Source organism: Sediminitomix flava, from assembly GCF_003149185.1.
Taxonomy (GTDB): Bacteria; Bacteroidota; Bacteroidia; order Cytophagales; family Flammeovirgaceae; genus Sediminitomix; species Sediminitomix flava.
Genome location: NZ_QGDO01000005.1, coordinates 63,622 through 83,178, shown reverse-complemented (window position 1 = coordinate 83,178; position 19,557 = coordinate 63,622). Strand labels below are relative to the sequence as shown.

The 19,557-nt window shown below is 35.2% G+C and carries 14 protein-coding genes; 6 read left to right on the top strand and 8 right to left on the bottom strand.

Features of this window, described 5'->3' with window-relative positions; all coding sequences use genetic code 11:
- Nucleotides 1-133: 133 nt before the first annotated feature.
- The gene (locus tag BC781_RS17840; RefSeq protein ID WP_109620339.1) at nucleotides 134-1,090 is read right to left on the bottom strand and encodes a transketolase family protein; all 957 of its coding nucleotides are present in this window, start codon (nucleotides 1,088-1,090) and stop codon (nucleotides 134-136) included.
- Between the two features lie 211 nt (nucleotides 1,091-1,301).
- Between BC781_RS17840 and BC781_RS17835 the strand changes: the two genes are divergently transcribed.
- From BC781_RS17835 to BC781_RS17825, 3 genes are all read left to right on the top strand, one after another.
- Complete coding sequence (locus tag BC781_RS17835; RefSeq protein ID WP_109620337.1) at nucleotides 1,302-2,270, top strand: GSCFA domain-containing protein; 969 nt, start codon at nucleotides 1,302-1,304, stop codon at nucleotides 2,268-2,270.
- A gap of 141 nt (nucleotides 2,271-2,411) precedes the next feature.
- Complete coding sequence (gene ffh, locus BC781_RS17830; protein ID WP_109620335.1) at nucleotides 2,412-3,785, top strand: signal recognition particle protein; 1,374 nt, start codon at nucleotides 2,412-2,414, stop codon at nucleotides 3,783-3,785.
- 332 nt (nucleotides 3,786-4,117) lie between these two features.
- Nucleotides 4,118-5,530 carry an alanine/glycine:cation symporter family protein gene (locus tag BC781_RS17825; RefSeq protein ID WP_109620333.1) on the top strand — a complete coding sequence of 471 codons (1,413 nt, stop codon included), beginning with the start codon at nucleotides 4,118-4,120 and terminating at the stop codon, nucleotides 5,528-5,530.
- Between the two features lie 93 nt (nucleotides 5,531-5,623).
- Here BC781_RS17825 and BC781_RS17820 read toward each other — a convergent pair whose 3' ends face one another.
- The 3 genes from BC781_RS17820 to BC781_RS17810 all read right to left on the bottom strand — a co-directional run bounded on the left by BC781_RS17820 (nucleotide 5,624) and on the right by BC781_RS17810 (nucleotide 9,596).
- Nucleotides 5,624-6,826 (bottom strand): BamA/TamA family outer membrane protein, encoded by a 1,203-nt coding sequence (locus tag BC781_RS17820; protein ID WP_109620331.1) that lies wholly within the window; start codon nucleotides 6,824-6,826, stop codon nucleotides 5,624-5,626.
- A 621-nt stretch (nucleotides 6,827-7,447) separates the two neighbouring features.
- On the bottom strand, nucleotides 7,448-8,236 hold the full coding sequence (locus BC781_RS17815; protein WP_109620329.1) for a (Fe-S)-binding protein: 789 nt from the start codon (nucleotides 8,234-8,236) through the stop codon (nucleotides 7,448-7,450).
- A gap of 28 nt (nucleotides 8,237-8,264) precedes the next feature.
- Nucleotides 8,265-9,596: a (Fe-S)-binding protein gene (locus BC781_RS17810; RefSeq protein WP_109620806.1), complete on the bottom strand. Its 1,332-nt coding sequence runs from the start codon at nucleotides 9,594-9,596 to the stop codon at nucleotides 8,265-8,267.
- Between the two features lie 232 nt (nucleotides 9,597-9,828).
- Here BC781_RS17810 and BC781_RS17805 point away from each other — a divergent pair, with 232 nt between their 5' ends.
- Together BC781_RS17805 and BC781_RS17800 are read left to right on the top strand one after the other, a co-directional pair.
- Nucleotides 9,829-10,737, top strand: a complete 909-nt coding sequence (locus BC781_RS17805) for a hypothetical protein (RefSeq protein WP_109620327.1) — start codon at nucleotides 9,829-9,831, stop codon at nucleotides 10,735-10,737.
- 3 nt (nucleotides 10,738-10,740) lie between these two features.
- Nucleotides 10,741-12,774, top strand: a complete 2,034-nt coding sequence (locus BC781_RS17800) for a caspase family protein (protein ID WP_109620325.1) — start codon at nucleotides 10,741-10,743, stop codon at nucleotides 12,772-12,774.
- 51 nt (nucleotides 12,775-12,825) lie between these two features.
- Here the strand turns inward: BC781_RS17800 and BC781_RS17795 are convergent, their stop codons facing one another.
- The 3 genes from BC781_RS17795 to BC781_RS17785 all read right to left on the bottom strand — a co-directional run bounded on the left by BC781_RS17795 (nucleotide 12,826) and on the right by BC781_RS17785 (nucleotide 16,817).
- Nucleotides 12,826-13,176, bottom strand: coding sequence for a hypothetical protein (locus tag BC781_RS17795; RefSeq protein WP_109620323.1), 351 nt, complete (start codon nucleotides 13,174-13,176; stop codon nucleotides 12,826-12,828).
- 21 nt (nucleotides 13,177-13,197) lie between these two features.
- On the bottom strand, nucleotides 13,198-15,615 hold the full coding sequence (locus BC781_RS17790; protein ID WP_109620321.1) for a penicillin acylase family protein: 2,418 nt from the start codon (nucleotides 15,613-15,615) through the stop codon (nucleotides 13,198-13,200).
- Between the two features lie 191 nt (nucleotides 15,616-15,806).
- Nucleotides 15,807-16,817: a response regulator gene (locus BC781_RS17785; RefSeq protein WP_109620318.1), complete on the bottom strand. Its 1,011-nt coding sequence runs from the start codon at nucleotides 16,815-16,817 to the stop codon at nucleotides 15,807-15,809.
- Nucleotides 16,818-16,920: 103 nt separating this feature from the next.
- On the opposite strand from BC781_RS17785, the gene BC781_RS17780 reads away from it, so the two are divergent.
- On the top strand, nucleotides 16,921-18,375 hold the full coding sequence (locus tag BC781_RS17780) for a sensor histidine kinase (protein ID WP_146201723.1): 1,455 nt from the start codon (nucleotides 16,921-16,923) through the stop codon (nucleotides 18,373-18,375).
- On the opposite strand, the gene dinB is transcribed toward BC781_RS17780, so the two are convergent.
- Nucleotides 18,360-19,472 (bottom strand): DNA polymerase IV, encoded by a 1,113-nt coding sequence (dinB, locus tag BC781_RS17775; protein WP_262510268.1) that lies wholly within the window; start codon nucleotides 19,470-19,472, stop codon nucleotides 18,360-18,362. The two genes, BC781_RS17780 and dinB, sit on opposite strands and share 16 nt — an antisense overlap.
- Nucleotides 19,473-19,557 lie beyond the last annotated feature (85 nt).

Sequence of the window (19,557 nt, the reverse complement as noted above, 5' to 3'; positions counted from 1 at the left end):
CGTTAACTCTAAGGATAGTTACACTCATTTCTTTTGTCCATCTACTAATGTTCTAAGAAAGTATAAATATGAAAAAAGAGTCATCCCGAAATATTCAGGATGACTCTTTTTGTATAGAAATGAAAAATACTAATTAAGCATTCTTTCTTTTCATTACGTTTTCTACTGATTCAACGATGTTAACAGCTTTCAAACCGTATTTTTCCATCAATTCATCAGGAGTACCACTCTCACCGAACACATCTTTCACACCGATCATCTCGATTGGAGCTGGATATTCTCTTGAAAGTACACCCGCCACGCTTTCTCCAAGACCACCGAAAATTTGGTGCTCTTCAGCAGTAACTACACAACCTGTTTTCTTCACAGATTTCAAGATTGCTTCAGTGTCAAGAGGCTTGATTGTGTGGATATTGATGATATCAGCTTCAATACCTTTTTCTGCCAACATTTCACCTGCTTGGATAGCTTCCCATACCAAGTGACCAGTTGCAATGATAGTTACATCAGAACCTTCGTTCAATTGGATTGCTTTACCAATTTCGAAAGATCCTTCTGGCATAAATACTGGTACTTTCGGACGTCCGAAACGCAAGTAAACAGGTCCATCATAATCAGCGATTTTGATCGTAGCTTCTTTTGTTTGATTGTAATCACAAGTATTGATTACAGCCATGTGAGGAAGCATTTTCATCATACCCAAGTCTTCCAATACTTGGTGAGTAGCACCGTCTTCACCTAGTGTTAAACCTGAGTGAGAAGCACATACCTTTACATTTTTCTTAGAGTATGCAATCGACTGTCTGATTTGATCATACACACGGCTAGTAGAGAAGTTAGCGAAAGTACCTGTGTAAGGAATTTTATCACCAATTGTCATACCTGCAGCGATACCAATCATATTAGCTTCTGCAATACCTGTTTGGAAGAATCTTTCTGGAAATTCTTTAGCAAAAGCGTCCATTTTCAATGACCCAGTAAGGTCAGCACAAAGACCTACTACTTTGTCATTCTTCTTTGCTACTTCCAACAACCCATCACCAAAACCTGAACGGGTATCCTTTTTTTCTGTGTACGTATATTTTTTCATAGTCAACACTCAGGAAATAAGTAGAATATTATTTATTTCTTCTTATGTTATTTTTATTTCAATCTAAGGTAAGTGTAAAAATTAATCTTCTTACCGATTGAAATTTGATTTCAGTCCACAAAAGTAGTTATTCCAAGTACATTAACAAAGGAAGATTGTTTTTCATTATAGAGAGATAAACAATTAGTTTTGCAAAAAAAGTTGATTCGCAATGGCTAGAGTATTCCGTACGACATTTGAGATAAATCCTTCGGATAAAAAAATATCATTTGACACCCCCATTTTACTAATTGGATCGTGTTTTTCGGAGCACATTGGTAATTTATTAGCCTACCACAAATTTTCAATTCATCAAAATCCTTTTGGGATATTATATAATCCTTCATCAATCAAACAGTGTTTAAGCAGGTGCGCTTCTGAAAAGTTAATAGAGGAAAAAGACCTATTCCAAAATCAAGGAGTTTGGCGACATTTCGACTTTCATTCTTCTCTGAGTTTTTCTTCTCAAAAAGAAACCTTAGAAAAAATGAATAAAGAGATAAAAAAGATTCATAGAAATCTGACACATTATAAAAAAGTAATAATCACTTTAGGTACTGCTTTCGTTTACAAAAAGAAAAACTCAAGCCAAATCGTAGGCAACTGTCACAAGATTCCTAATAAAGAATTTGACCGAGAACTTTTAAGTTATGAAGCTTGCTTAAATGATTTGAAAGAAATCAGATCATTATTCCCTTCTTCCACTGAGTTTATCTTTACGGTAAGTCCTGTTAGACATATCAGAGATGGTTTAGAGCTGAATAGCGTGAGTAAATCTACATTACGATTGGCTTGCCATCAAATGACACAAGAATTTGATAACTGTTCATATTTCCCTTCTTATGAATTACTTTTAGATGATTTGAGAGATTATAGATTCTTTGAATCTGATATGGTACATCCTAGTAAAGAAAGTATAGACTATATTTGGGAACACTTTCAGCAAACATACTTTGACAACAAAGCAAAAGAAATGTTGAAAGTGGTTGAGAAATTAAAACGAGCTGCCGAACATCGCCCTTTTAATCCGAATACTGACGAATACCGAAACTTTGCAGAAAAAACCATACAAAAGATGGAAGGTCTTGAAAAGCTCGACTTTCAAGATGAGATTGCCCATTTAAAGAATCAGATCAGTTAAAAAGCCTTTAATTAAGCTCAACAATTAACTTCTTGAAGAAGGTTAATAGGATTATAGTTAAAAAAACGATATTTTTGTACGTTCAAATTGAAGCGTCACATAAGAATATTACAACGAATATTTTTTTAAAGTCTAATATTCATGTTTGAGAATTTAAGTTCAAGGCTAGATAGAGCCGTTAAGAATATCAAAGGAGAAGGTCGTATCAGTGAAGTAAACGTTGCTGCTACGATCAAAGAAATAAGAAGAGCTCTTCTAGATGCCGATGTTAACTTCAAAATTGCAAAAGAAGTTACCAACGAGATCAAGGAAGAAGCATTAGGTCAAAACGTACTTACTGCAGTTTCACCAGGACAAATGTTCACTAAGATCGTAAGTGATAAACTTACTGAGCTTATGGGTGGTGAGATGGTTCCTTTTTCTCCAAAAGGCAGCCCTGCGGTAGTTTTAATTGCTGGTCTTCAAGGTTCTGGTAAAACTACTTTTACTGGTAAACTTGGACTTCGTCTTAAAAAACAAGGACAACAAGTTTTATTCGTAGCCTGTGACGTTTATCGTCCTGCCGCTATCGATCAGCTTGAAACGCTTGGTGAGCAAACAGGAATTGAGGTTTATACCGAAAGAGAAAATAAAAACCCTGTTGAGATTGCTCAAAATGGTATCAAACATGCGAAAGCAAACGGTAAAAGCATTGTAGTAGTCGATACTGCAGGTCGTTTGGCTGTCGATGAGCAAATGATGAACGAGATCACTGAGATCAAAGAAACCATTGCTCCTTCTGAGACACTTTTCGTAGTTGACTCAATGACAGGTCAAGATGCTGTTAACACTGCTAAGACTTTCAACGATCGTCTGAATTTTGATGGTGTTGTTCTTACTAAGTTAGATGGTGATACTCGTGGTGGTGCTGCTCTATCAATTCGTAGAGTTGTAGAAAAGCCAATCAAATTCATCTCTACTGGTGAGAAACTAGACAACACTCTTGATGAGTTCTTCCCAGAGCGTATGTCACAACGTATCTTAGGTATGGGTGACGTTGTATCTTTGGTAGAAAGAGCACAACAAGCTTTCGACGAAGAAGAAGCTGCTCGTTTGAACAAAAAGTTGCGTAAAAACCAACTTGACTTCAACGATTTGCTTTCTCAAATCCAAAGCATCAAGAAAATGGGTGACATCAAGGACTTGATGGGAATGATCCCGGGTATGGGTAAAGCCTTGAAAGATCAAGAAATTGATGAAGATGCATTCAAACCAGTTGAAGCTATCATCTATTCAATGACTCCAAAAGAGCGTGCTAATCCAGACTTGATTGACAACTCAAGAAAGAAAAGATTGGCAGCTGGTTCAGGTACTTCTATCCAACAGGTTAACAACTTGCTGAAGCAATTCAATGAAATGCGTAAAGCAATGAAGAAAATTAACCGTATGACTGGTGGTAATGCTCCTGGTGCCGGAGGTGGTAAAAAAGGAAAGAAAAAAGGAGGCCTTAGAGGTCGTTTAATGGGAAGAGGATAAATCTATCCTTTTCAATAAATTAGCCCGTTTTGAAGCAATTCAGAACGGGTTTTTTCATGTCTTTCAGTATTCCTTATGAAATGACCGTCTCATTTATAAAGTAATATTTCTACCTCATTCTGGTAGATTTGAAAGATTTTAATCTAAGCATATAATCACCCTTATTTCTTAGCGACTCTGTATTTCTAAAAAATAAATAGGAATTAAGTGTCACGAAAGGAATAAGTAGATCAAAAAAGTGGTTGTAATTATTATATATTTCTTTTGAGAAGATTTCATTGAAAATATACCACGTACTTCTCAAGAATAACACATCACAGGAATCTCAAATTATGTTAGAACTCTTTGAATCATTTGTAAACGAAAGTAACAATATTCTTTGGTCTTATGTACTTATCATTTTATTGATTGGAGCAGGCTTATTTTTCACGATAAAAAGTGGATTCGTACAATTTGTCAATATAAAGGAAATGTTCAGCCTTTTGGCACAAGGAGCAACCAGTAAAAGAGGTGGTGTTTCTTCTTTTCAAGCATTTTGTATCAGTACTGCATCTCGAGTAGGTACAGGAAACTTAGCGGGTGTAGCACTAGCTATCGTAGCAGGAGGACCTGGTGCTGTATTTTGGATGTGGTTAATCGCTCTTATTGGTTCTGCATCTGCCTTTGTAGAAAGTACTTTAGCTCAGATTTATAAAGAAAAAGAACCAACCAAGCATTCATTTGTTGGTGGCCCTGCTTATTATATCGAAAAAGCATTAGGAAGTAGAAATCTCGGTATTGTATTCTCCATACTTATTACCATTTGCTTTGGTTTTATTTTTAATGCAGTACAATCAAACACCATCACTTTTGCCTTCCAAGAAGCTTATGGAATTGATCGTATTCAGCTCGGATTAGCACTTACATTTCTGACTGCAATAATCATTTTTGGTGGAGTAAAAAGAATTGCAAAAGTATCTGAGACATTAGTACCTATAATGGCTGTTGCTTACATTTTGGTAGCCATCTATGTACTTATTTCTAACATCGGACAAGTACCTTCAATCATTGCTTTGATTGTAAATAACGCTTTCGGACTTGAACAAGTAGCAGGTGGAGCCGTAGGAGCAGCACTAATGCAAGGTATTAAGAGAGGGCTTTTCTCCAATGAAGCAGGTATGGGATCAGCACCAAATGCGGCAGCAACAGCCAATGTTACCCACCCTGTAAAGCAAGGATTTATTCAAACACTCGGTGTATTTACAGATACGCTTCTTATTTGTACTGCAACAGCTTTTCTTATTCTTATTTCTGGAGAATACACTGTAAAAGGAGTTGATGGTATTCAGCTTACTCAAGCAGCTATGAAAAGCCAAGTTGGTGATTGGGGTACTCCTTTTATAGCTGTATGCATTCTTCTATTTGCATTCAGCTCGATTGTAGGTAACTACTACTATGGCGAATCAAATATTAAGTTTATTTCAAGCAATAGAGTCTACCTTATAATGTATAGAGTTTTTGTTCTGATCATGGTGATGTTTGGAGCATATACTTCAATTGGATTGGTATGGAACCTTGCCGATTTATTTATGGGCTTAATGGCTCTTATAAATATCTACGCAATTTTGAGACTTTCACCGATTGCTTTTGCAGCCCTTAAAGATTATATGGCTCAAAAGAAAGAAGGAAAAAACCCTGTATTTCTAGCTAAAAATATAGGTCTAGATAAAGGTGTTGAATGCTGGAAAGAAGAAATTAAGGCATAGTTATCTCATTTATAAATAATATAAAGACCTCTATTCAACACTAGAATGTTTGAATAGAGGTCTTTTTTATTAATTGACGAATAAAGGAAATGTTTAGAACGCTTCGGTCATGTTCATATAGAATAGCACATTTCCAGTTCCTGGTTCAAGCCCTACGTCTAATCTAAAATTCATTCGTGGCTGAACCTCATATCGATAGCCAACACCGACGTTTGGAAGTAAATGACTCCAATCTTTAGGAGTATCCCCCATTGTACCAGCTCCTACCCAAGTCGCAAATCCAGATTTAGATTCATAACTCCCTTCTTTATTTGGCTTTCGTCGGTTAAACATATGTCGGTACTCTACCATACCATAAGCCATACTTCTGTCCCTAAACTTCCCCCATCTATAACCTCTTAAGTCATTAGGGGAACCAATCATTGACATTTCTGTATAAGGTACATCTCCAAAACCTATTTCTGTTTTTGCCATCCATGCCAAAACACTACGTCTATTGAATAGCTGTTTAAACTGGCGGTACTCTAGTTCTAACTGTTGATAGCTGAAGTCACTACCTAAGCTTTTTGAGAAAAAGTTACCTCGAATGCTCAAAAGCATCCCCTCGTATGCATTTGCATTTACATCTCTGGTATCATACTGTGCTTGAAGTATGAATCCACTGTTAAAGATATCATCTCCAAATTTCTTGAAGTCTTTATCTTCTTGCATTCTCTCATTCGGGTTTTCCACCCAAGTTCTATTTAAGTCTATACCAGCACCTAAAAATACATTAGGTACAGCTTGCCAAATAAATACGGGGTTTAATTCCCATGAAAATCGATCATAAAGTGTTGTATTATCTCCTACATCACCAATTTCAGTTGCAGATTCGTACCCTACCCCAAAATAATGATCGGGCATCTGTTTATAGATTACCTTATTTTGGATTCTGAATTTATCTTGGTTAAAAAAGAGACTTTGAGCTGAAGCAAAAACCATTGCTCCTGTAAGTGAAAAGTTGAAGGCAATAGGCACGGTTGACCGTTGAATCAATGAATCTTTTGGATTAGTCTTAAAAGTAAATAAGACCGCACCTCCTACCCCTGCACTCATTTCTGGAGTATAAGAAGGACCACCCATTATACTTGATCTCAGGTTCTTTTCTGGTTTTGTAGAAATCGGTTCTTCTACAATGGTCGAATCTGAATAAACAGTATCTATTGTATTTCCTATAGCAAGTTCTTGACTTTGAGCTTGAAGGTTAGGAATTGAAATAATGGATAAGAATAAGGCTAATGCTACAATTGTAAGCATGCGAAATCAGGTTTGTTATTTATTTGCTTTTTAACTAACAATTAAAAGCAATATTCACCAAAAAGTTATATTCTGTTGGGACTAATTAAGCAAAAAACCCATCGGCAAAGCCCTATGGGTTTTTCTATGTTAATCAAGAAACAGTGGAGAGAAAATTTCATTTTGCCTGAAGAAATGCTTCAGATCAAATATTTTTAACACTGAATAAAATCATTTCTTTCAGATGTAATAAGTCCTACCATGATTACACCTTTCGAATAAATAAACTAGAGTTCTTAACATATAATTCCCAATCCTAGACCTATGTAATAAAAATGAAGAAGTACAAAAAAAGGAGCCTTACTTAGGCTCCTAAATCGATTTATTTTTTTGATTTTCTCTCGCTTTATAACTTTTTTTCTTCTTTCGATAATCCAAATAATACCCTGCCATTGGGAAAAGAGTACTCGCAGCTAGGATAAAAATGATGAGATTTATATTTATTTCCATAGTTCAATATTTGTTTAATGATTTAACCCAAACACTTTAAATTTGTTTAGCAAAAGAAAGCCCCTATTCACACAAAGTAAACAGGGGATCCTTTAACTACATCCATTCATTAATTGGAAAAGTTTTCAAAGACTATAATTGTTGAGCAAGCATTTCAGCTAAATCTAGTACTTTTACTTCCTTCTCTTTTTCTTTATTCTTGATACCATCTGAAAGCATAGTCATACAGAATGGGCAACCTGCTGCGACAATTTTAGCTCCTGTATCCAATGCCTGTTCAGTACGTTCAATATTAATATCTTTATTTCCTGGCTCAGGCTCTTTAAACATCTGAGCACCTCCGGCACCACAACAAAGACCTTTAGTCTTGCATTTTTTCATTTCTACAAGATCAGCATCTAATGCCTTCAAAACATCACGAGGAGCTTCATAAACATCATTTGCTCTACCTAGATAGCAAGAATCATGGAAAGTGATTTTCTTTCCTTTAAACTCACCCCCGTCTTGTACCTTCACCTTTCCTGCATTAATCAATTGTTGGAGATATTCAGAGTGATGAAGCACTTCATATTCTCCGCCAAGCTCAGGATATTCATTCTTCAGTGTATTAAAACAATGAGGACAAGCTGTTACAATCTTTTTCACATTGTAAGCATTTAATACCTCAATATTGGTCATTGCTTGCATTTGGAAAAGAAACTCGTTACCAGCTCTACGAGCAGGGTCTCCAGTACAACTTTCTTCAGGTCCTAACACTGCAAAGTTGATTCCTACTTTGTTTAATATTTTGATAAATGAAACAGTAACTCTTTTATATCTATCGTCAAACGAACCTGCACATCCTACCCAAAATAAGATTTCTGGTTCTTTGCCTTCAGCAGCCATTTCGGCCATTGTAGGGATTTTAATATTCTCGCTCATGGTTGATTGTGTTTATTTGGTTAAAAAATTATTGTTGGCTGTCTACAGAATTTGAAATCTCTTCAGCCCATTTGAAACGGTCTGCAGCAGGGAATGCCCAAGGTGCTTGACTGTTTTCTACATTTTGGAACATTGCATTCCAAGAAGCTGGTGTACTTGCTTCTTCCATTGCAACATATCTTCTCATATCCAAAATGATTGAAAGTGGATCAATGTTAATCGGACAAGCATCGGCACAAGCATTACATGATGTACATGCCATCAACTCCTCTTTTGAGATATAATCTCCATATAGTGATTTACCGTCATCATGATCTGCTCCATGTTGATCAATATTTTTCCCAACTTCTTCAGCGCGATCTCTTATATCCATCATCACTTTACGAGGAGATAGTTTTTTACCTGTTAAGTTTGCTGGACACTCAGAAGTACATCGACCACATTCAGTACACGAATAAGCACTCATGATTTGATTCCACTGCAAGTCTTTAACATCTTTAGCTCCAAAAGTCCCAACTTCTTCGCCTGAATCCTCAGCAGGTGCTCCCATCATGATTTTAACCTCATTAGTCACACTCTCCATATTTTTCATCTTACCACGTGGCTCCAATCTAGAGAAGTAGGTATTTGGGAAAGCTAATGCAATGTGAAGGTGTTTAGAATATGTGATATAAACAGCGAATCCTAAAATACCAATGATATGTACCCACCAAGCTGATCTTTCAACCATCACTAAAGCCTCAGGAGAAAGGCCACTATATAAAGGCACTAGATATTGACTAATTGCAAAGCTGCCAACTACAGGGTAATGAGCATCACCTGCTTCTTGAAGCAAATAATCTGTTGCATTCATGGTATATAGAAAGAACATCAAAACGATTTCCCATACCAAAATGATATTTGCATCACTTGTAGGCCAACCTTTCATTTCATCCTTATGGAATCGTTTGATACGAGCTACATTTCTTCTAAGTAAGAATACGACACAAGCCAAAACGACTCCTATAGCTGCACACTCAAAGAAATTGATTAGAAAAGGATAAACATCTCCCAAAACAGGAACAAACAATCTATGAGTACCCAAAATTCCATCCAATATAATTTCCAGCATTTCTATATTGATTAATAGAAATCCTGCATAAATCAAGAAGTGCATAAATCCTACGAACGGGCGATCAAACATCTTTTGTTGTCCAAAAGCAACTCTGAACATTGTCCCCCATCTCTTTCCTTTTTGATCGTTGAATTCAGCGTCTTTACCTAAAAGGATATTCCTACGAATGGAACTAGCTCTCTTAAAAACAAAGAAGCCAGCTATTCCGAGGGTAATCACGAATAGTACTTGCTGAATAATAGTGATTGTATTCATCATGTGTTGTTTATTGGTTATTGCGTAGTTGTCTTTGGTTATTCTTAAACTTCAAAAAAATATTAGAATCTTTGCTCTACATACTAAAATCGTCCAAAATTAGTATGCATGCAGAGCTTTTTCTCTAGATAATCATTCTAAATATTTTTTGCAAATAAAGTTAAATGCTAATTTCTAGTAAACTTCGGTAAAATACTGAAGAACCTTGAGCTAAAAACTGAAAATGAAGGAAAAAGACACTATTTGGAATAAGTATAAATTGTACTTTATACATTTTAAATTTCATTGCATCGCAAAAGCCTTAATTCTCTCGTTTCTATTAAATACACAGACGCTTAACTTTGGATATTCACAAGATAACCCAGCTTTTGAATTTCATGTATCCCCTCTTCAGTTACTAAATTCTCCCGACTTAAATGGAAGTAGAGCAAGTAATTTTGGCGGCGCTTTACTCTACAATATTAGTCGCAATATTGCCATAGGTACCAACTATCATTTTATAAGACTAAATGACCTTTATACGATTGGAACTATGGTCATAAATGAAAATAATACAAATGATATCATATTATTAGATGAGTTTGCTGGTAACCTTCAACTTCAAAATCATTTCTTAAATGCTGTTTTCAGATACCAAACCTTTTCTATTAAGCGTACACAATTTTATATCAGCTTTCTAGCAGGCATACTTTTCCATCGACCGAGACTTCTAGATTTCCCTCAAAATACATATATGATGCGCAAAGGATATAAGGATATTATAACAGATGCAAGCGAAGGTGCAAACCTTGATATTTTTGATATAGATGATCCTTTTAACCCAGAATTCATTGAACCTATTCGCTATTTGGACAATGACGAGCAAATCATTTTTGGTCTTGAATTGGGAATTATATTGAAAGTCAATAGAGTTGTGTCTTTTGATTTAGGAATTTCTTTAAATGATGTTTTCAAGGCTGTAGAATACTATAATACCCGAACCATAGGAATGATTTCTGAAGTAGAGGATAATGAAAACTTTCTTCAAGATGCATCAGCTTCTTATTTGGGGCAATCAACTACTAGAGAGAAAAATTTGTTCTTAAATTTTAAAATAGGATTGATTTTTTCATTTCTGGACAAGAAGCTTTAAAGCATGTATAAATATTGGTTTTATATTTTCTGTTTTCTGATTATCCCTTCTTTCTGTTTAGGACAAGGGGAAGTTGTGACGTTCCCAACCGAAGGTCATATCAAACAAGTCGATTTTAGTCCTAATGGAAAATATTTCGCTATTGCCCACAAGAGTCGTATTTCAATTTGGTATTCGGGGAGTAGAGGACTAAGGTCAATTATTCAAACTGATCTTGCTTTCTTACATGATATTAGCTTTTCTGCAGACAATGAAAAAATCTATTTCGTCGGCGATAAAAAAGTGTTCGGCTCACAAAATACACTCAAAAACTGCATCTGGGAATACAATCTTGAACTTGATACCACTCGCGCCATCATTTGCAATATTCAGGATAAAATATACAATCTCACTGTCAATTCTAACAATCAAGAAGTCTCTATAGGCACAAAAGGTGGTGATATATTTATATACCATCTTAAAACAGGTAGTAAAATAAATAGCCGTAACCCAAATAAAGGACAAGCTATTTTAGACTTATTCTACGCTGCTGATGGTACTATGTTAGGATTCAGTAATACCAAAGGCGAAGTAGGAATCTGGGATTTATTGGAAGATGAACTCATTGATGTTTACCAACATGATGATTGGGTTAGAGCTATAGCTATTAGCCCCAATAAGCAACTCATTGCATCTGGAGATGACAAGGGTTGCCTTCTAATCCATAGCCTCGAAAATGATAGTATCAAAAGTATAAAACTACCCAAAAAACACACTGATCGAATTTACGATATTGCTTTTAGTATTGACTCAAAGTATTTAGCCAGCAGTGGGAAAGATGACTTCTTTAATATTTGGGAAGCTGATAGTAGACAATTCAGAAGTCAAAACATAGTAAAAAATGGTGGTACAATCACTGCCATTGAATTTGACCCAACCGGAAAATATCTAGCCACAGGAGCATTCCTATCAGAGGATTTATTTATGTGGAATGTCACCAATCTCAATATTATACCTCCGATAGTTTACAGAGATGAAGAAGATATTTACCCACCCCTCATTAACATCAGCCATCCTGTGGTGAGAGGTGGACAATTACTTATGACACAAGAAGAAATTCTAATCAAAGGAAATATCATTGATGAATATGGTGTAAGTAGTGTTTCGGTCAATGGAATGAAGCTTGATCTGACTGAACAAAATGATTTCCAAGTGTATGTAGAATTGGCTATGGGACAAAATGACTTCCAAATAAAAGCCACTGACATCAATGGGAATGAGGCTATCAGAGAAATTACCGTTACGAGAAGAGAAGACGAGACCTTAACTGCAACTAATAAAGAAGGACATAACTATCTTCTTGCAGTTGGCATTAATGATTATGAAAACTATCCTTTACTAAACAATGCGGTGAGTGATGCTAGGGCAATTGTCACTACATTGGAACAGAAATATACATTTACAGCTCCTAGAACTATTGAATTATATGACAATAAAGCAACTCTTGATGCTATTCAAGACACCTTAAAGTATTTAGTTAAAAATATGAGTTGGAATGATAATCTGATGATTTACTTTTCAGGTCATGGTATTTTTGATGAAATCTTGAAAGAAGGATATTGGGTTCCTGTAAATGGTGTTCCCGATAAAATGAGTACACTATTGAGTAATGCTGAAATTATACAGAATATAAAAAATATAAGAGCACAACATATCTTTATAGTAGCTGATGCTTGTTTTTCAGGTTCATTATTCAATCAAAGTTCTAAAGGGTTTATTGAAAATGTTGCTCAATATCGGTCTAGGTGGGCTTTGGCTTCTGGTCGGTTGGAAACTGTTGGAGATGGTATAGCAGGACAACATAGCCCATTTTGTCAGACCATGCTAGATTTCTTGAATCAGAACAATGTCAAATATGTAGCAGTATCTGATCTAGTGCAATATGTGAAAAAAAATGTTGCTGAAGAGAGTTATCAAACTCCCATTGGAAACCCATTAAGAAGCGTGGGTGATGAAGGAGGAGAATTTATTTTTGAACGAATATCTGATACTGAATAAAAAAGACCATCCAAGTTGGATGGTCTTCTTAATTATATTTTATTCTTAGAACTAAAACAATTTACGCAGTGAAAAGCCTGTTAAACTAGACAATCCGCCAAGCAACCCTCCGAATACCGCAGTAATCAGAAATAAATACTGATAATTTGGTAACTGAAATAACTCTCCAATTTTTGTACTTAGAATAGATGCATTATTTGAGTCTAGATAATAAGCATAAGCAAACCAAAGAATTCCAACACCAACAAACCCACTTAAAAAAGCTTTAGTTGCTGTCTGATTTACATAAATCAGAGCAAAAGTAGCCGCAGCTACAGAAGCCGTTCCCCACCACGGAAATACCCATTGGGCTAAACCTACTACAAAAGCAATTCCGATTGATTTTAATAATATATCTTTCATTTCATTAATTCTTTAAAAAAATTACTCCGCTTTTAATGTAAGCTTTGACATTACTGGGTCTTCCTTGGAAATCAAAGTATTTGGGTAAAGCTTACATGCCTCCCAATTTCTAATCATGTTATCATAGTAATAACTCCCTGGATTTCCCTCTTGACCTCCTGGATAAGCAAAATACCCTTTTGTACCTGAAGGGTCTAACTCAACAACCATTCTCCAAGATGGACCATGTCTTTCACTTGTCGCATTCACAATATTATGATTTCCTCCATTGTGAACTTCTACACTAAATGGTGCTAGCCTAGTCAAATGCTTTACTTGCGTAGATTTATAATTTTTCCATACCGCATTTTGTTCTTCTCCCTCCCAATCTTTGACTTTCTTTACTGCGTTTTCAAAAGAAATAAGAAGAACATCTTGCATCGTTTCTACCTTATCTGTTTCAGCAATATCAAATAGAGGAAAGTCTGGATTTTCCATAATCAACTTGTGGGTCACAGCCTTGTAAGGTCGTTTTAATGCCATAAAGTCAGTTGTGGTTTCATCCCAAATAGTTTCATAAAGTTCATCCATCCAAGCTTCAAAATACGCTGGAGCTACTTGATCGGCATCATTAAAGAAATCCCAATCAGCTAATGTCTTGAAAAACTTCTTTTTACTCTCAGTATTCATTTTATCTTTCACTTGCGCTAAAAGGAAAGGTAAATTTTCAGAAGCAAGTAGGTTAAAATTATCATCAAGCATTTCCTCCATCTCAGATACAGTAATGTTAGACTTCTCTGTCAAAAGTTGATTGATTCGTCTATTTCTGTAATGCTCATATACCGCATCAAAAATATAATATGGATAAGTATAATCTGCAGGAATTTGATTTGCCGAGCTTACAAAACCTCTTTCTGGATTTTTGTCAAATACATTATGTTCTACAGGAATGAAACCCTGCCAGTCATTAGCTTTTGTCGTACCATCCATTACAAATTTACCTTGCCCTTGCCATTTCATTGGATATCTTCCTTGTACTGTCATTCCAATATCTCCGGTATTAGATGCGAAAATCATGTTCTGTCCAGGACTAGAAAAATCTTTAATGGCCTCACGATATTCATCATAACTTTTGGCTTTATTTAGATTCATCAAAGCTTTTATTTCTTGAGATGGCTCATGTGCAACCCATTTCAAGGCATAGTAATGAGGGTCTAAATCTCCACCATAGCTATTATCATAAACCACAGGCCCCCAATATGTATGATAAACAGTATCTATAAAATCTGCACCACCTCTAACTTTGAAAGATTCGACAGCCATTTCAGCCTTAACCCACTCATCATCTAACAGGTAAGAATTATTGCTTTCATCAAAGATTAACTTATACCAATCTTGAACATCTCTTTGTGCATTGGTTACTCCCCAAGCAATATCTTCATTGAAACCAATAATAACAGTTGGTGCACCTGGAAGTGATGCCCCCATCACATTCATTTCTGGAGTATTCAGGTGAATTGCATACCAAATAGAAGGTAAATTTAGACCTAGGTGAGGATCATTACATAGAATAGGATTTCCTGAAGCTGTTTTAGAACCTGCAACAACCCAGTTATTACTACCATTATCTGGATTTGGCTTCGGGTCCATTTCTTTCAAAACAGGCATTTCTGAAAGTGTTCCTAATTGAGGTTTTTCTATTTTCACTGCATCAAACTCCCATCTGTTCTCTTTATTTACAATAGGATCCTCACCTTCTAACCTTTCTGGATACATTAAAGCAAATAAGTCCGAGCCAAAAAGCTGGATTGCGTTAGTGTACTCCACATCTTCATTACGACCAGAAAGGTCATTCGCCATATATTTTAAAAGTAAACCTGACTTTAGCTTCGTCCATTCTTCGGGAGCATAATCTAATAATTTATACTCTAAAGGATACTCTCTGTAAGTAAGTGAATTGATATAAGAATTTACACCTTGTACATAAGCCCCTAGTTTTGAATCTACTTCCTTATCTTTCTGAATTTCATTTATAAATATTTCAGCTGCTCTTTTCAAACCAATACGTCGATGATAACGATCAGTTTTCAACAACGACTCCCCCATGATTTCAGTAAGCCTACCTGCAGCCAAATGTGTTTGCATTTCCATTTGCCACAATCGGTGCTTAGCAGTAAGATATCCTTGAACTAAGAAAGCATCGTAATCATTTTGAGCATAGACATGAGGAACAAGTATGGAATCATAAGAAACTTGAACATCATTTTTCAAGCTTGGAAGTTGTAATGTAGCATCGGTATAAGCCGTACTACTTTCTGCATTTTGCCAAAATCCATTAAATGGATCAAAAAATTTCCCCAAAGGTGGTACAGGATTGCCCCCAATTTCCTGTCTTTTATTTCCACTCCAAATAAAAAGTACTGTGAGAGAGAGTGATAGTAAAAATCGTAATAGTTTCATAAAAATGATAGTTGAGTTCTCTCTTAAAAAAAGAACATTGTAAACGTTATAGGCTAAAAATAGCTAGTCTATACATTAATAATGTTCAAAAAATAGAAATAAATGGTATTTTTTACTATTAAAAAATAATTTTTCTTACTATCATTTTATAAAAATAGAGAACGACCAGTTCGCTCACCCGAATTATTATATCATTTCAAGATAATTTTTGATATCATTTCTTCAGATAAGGGCTTACAGATAAAGCCTTTCACACATTTAAAACTAAAAGCTTTTACTCTATCTCTGTTGTCCAAAGAAGACGAAAGCATATGAACTTCTATATTTTTATCTTCTTCACTCAATAAGCTCTCGAGAAATTCCCAACCATCCATTTCAGGCATATTAATATCTAAAAGGATCATGTCTGGAACCTCTGCATTCAAGAGGATATGTTTGAGTGCATTTTCTCCAGATTCAAAAGTCTTCACTTTCATATCAGCAGCATAATTATGCAAAAGCTGAGTGTTAAGTGCATTCTGAAAAGGGTCATCATCAATCAAATAAATAGATTGAATTCTTTTGGGCTCTGAATTTGTCATAAAAGGATTCTCTATTTCATCTGCAATTGCTGTATTCATGTCAGTAATGACTTGATCTAAACTAATTGCATTTTGGTGTAGCATCTCTTTTAACACTTCAGAATCATTATCGTTCAATTTATCGATCAAACTGAGGATGTTCACCATAGGCCCTCTCACCTTATGAGAGTTGATAAAAGCAAACTCTTTTAACTTCTCAGATTGATTGATGATTTGATCTTTTAACTGAGAAATACTCTCCAAAGAAGGCTGACTCTTGACTATTCGTGCATTAATTGCATCAATTAACTCTTGGTAGTCAAACGGCTTGGTGATATAGTCATCAGCTCCTTTATTCATACCCGATCTCACATCTGTCCGCTCCGATTTAGCTGATAAGAAAATAAATGGAGTATGCATTAGGGTACTTTCTTGCCTCACAAAATTCAAAACAGCGTAGCCATCAGCTCTTGGCATCATGATATCAGAAACAATTACATCTGGCGTCTCTTCGGAAAGAACTTCAATTCCATCCAAACCGTCCTTGGCTAAAATAACTTCAAAACCTTCAAGTTCTAAAATATCAGCTAATGACTGACGCAATACCTCTTCATCTTCTATGACTAATACTTTTGTACTCATTTAAACTAAAAGATTACATATAAGTGATTTTGTGATTTATTCAGCGATTAATATAAGAGCTTCTCTTTAAATTGTGAGCATTGATGTACTAACTAGGAACACCTTGAAGAATTTTAATAGCCTAATCGATACTTACTTTAAAGATTTCATTTATTTTTTTAGTGGTCACCCCAAAGACTTCCCTCTAGAGCATAGAACCCTAAACATTGCATCATTAATCGCTTTTGTATTTATATGTGCATTCAACATTGCGATTAACCTACTCTTACATTCACCCATGCTTATGCTTTTCTTAAGCATAAACGCACTCACTTACGTTTATTTCTATTACCGTTCCAAAATCAAAGGTGAGTATCAAGGAATAGTCATCCCTTGGTTTATCCTTACTTTTTTTCTTTTTAATGTGATATACTTTTTCTCTGATGGATGGAAAGGAACAGGTACGATATTAATTTTCTATGTGATAACCATTCTACTTTTTCATTTTACTGATAGTAAAAAACATATTCTTTTCGGATTACTAATCATTGTAAATTTGGCAATTCTAATGATTATGGATTATGTCTATCCTGATCATACTTATCATTTCCCTACTGATAAAATTCGATTTGTTGATGATTTTATCGTGGTCATCTGTTCCTTCTTTGCAATCATACTCATTATCAACACTTTTAAACGAAACTTTGAATTAGAAAGAAGGCAAGTTGCTTATCAAAATATATCTTTGAAAGTCGCAAAAAAACAAGCTGAAACAGCTTTACAAAGACAAAGAGAATTGACCGAAATGGAATCATTCTTTATTTCAATGGCTTCTCATCAATTCAAAACACCACTAGCCATTATCAAAAGCAATATTCAAATCCTACAAAAAATCAGTAGTCAGAATGAGGAAATGAAAAAAAATGAGATGTCGAATAGGGCTTATCAAGGAATTGAATATGCTGTAGGACAAATGAATCACCTCCTTCAAGATGTATTGTACATGAAAAAAACTGAGCAAATGCAATTACATTTTGTCCCGACTAGGTTATCAATGCTCTGCCATGAATTATCAGCACAGTTACAAATCAGTGATAAAGAAAGACGACGCGTAGAAGTAATTATGGAAGGAACAGAAGTCCCTATCTACCTTGATACGGAATACTTCAAAAATGCTTTATCTAATCTATTTTCTAATGCATTAAAATATTCGGAAGGACAAAGAGCACCAATTATTTTCATTTCTTATTATGCAAAAAATGTTTTCATAAGAATAAAAGACTTTGGAATTGGTATTTCACAAGGAGATATGAAAAACCTTTTCCACCCATTTTATAGAGGGCAAAATGTCAAACAGTTAAACGGCTCTGGTTTAGGATTATCAATTTCTAAGATAATTATTGAAAAACATCATGGAAAAATACGCGCTTTCAGTCAGTTAGAAAGAGGCACGACTATATGTATCAACTTGCCGTACGAGTTTGCAAATCTAGCCGAAAATGAAGAAATAATGACGGATGAAATGATTGATGAATTAATAGCAAATGAAGAAAGCATAAGTAATCAAAAACCTTCATAGTTGATTTTAAGCTGTCTTACTATATGTTCTTTCTTAGGTTCTCCAGTAGATAAATTCGAAATACTTAAACCCAACAATCTTATCTGAAAATCTTGTTCATTCCATTCATTGAGTAGTTCCATGTAGATTTCTCTAATTTCAGATTGACTTTGGATTAAATGATCGACTGTTTTACTTCTTGTCAAGACCGTAAAATCAGAATTCTTCACTTTGAGGGTAAGGGTTTTTCCTCTTTTCTGAATTTTCTCAATACGTTTCCACAAAATTTCTTCAATTTTTTGAAGTTTCTCTGTTAGCTCATCAATAGTATTCAAATCATCAAAAAAAGTAAGCTCTGCTCCTACTGACTTTCTTTCACGACTCGAAATAACACGCCTACCATCTATTCCTCTAACAATATTAAAATAGTAACTACCTGATTTACCAAACAATCTTTTTAACTCACTTTCAGGCCACATTTTAAGATCTTTCCCCCTATGAATACCCAGAGATTTCATTTTTTTGGATGTCACTTTTCCAATACCATAAAACTTTTCAATGGCTAAATTCTCAAGAAATTCGATAGCTTGGTTTGGTAGAATGACCGAAAGTCCATCAGGCTTATCAAGATCAGAAGCCGTTTTGGCTAAAAACTTATTATAAGAAACTCCAGCTGAAGCCGTAAGCCCCGTCAACTCCTTAATTTCTCGTCTGATCAATTGTGCGATACGTATTGCAGACTTTATTTCAAGTTTATTTTCTGTAACATCAAGGTAAGCCTCATCCAATGAAAGTGGCTCGATCAAATCTGTATATTTCTCAAAAACACTCCGAATCTGCCCCGAAACTTCCTTATACACCTCAAACCTTGCTCTCACAAAAATCAAATCCTTACACTTCCTTTTGGCTACAACAGAAGACATTGCTGACCTAACTCCAAATTTACGTGCCTCATAACTTGCGGCAGCTACAACTCCCCTTTTAGAATCGCCACCTACAGCTATTGGTTTACCTCGTAAATCTGGATTATCCCTTTGTTCAACAGATGCATAAAAAGCATCCATATCTACATGGATAATCTTACGGATTGGTTCTATATCGTCCTTTATATTTTCCAAATGAATTTTAAGACTTTTTAAGGTCGAGTAAAGATTCTCTAAATTGCACCCTCAGGCAAGCGGTCGTGAAAAGATCATAGTCTGA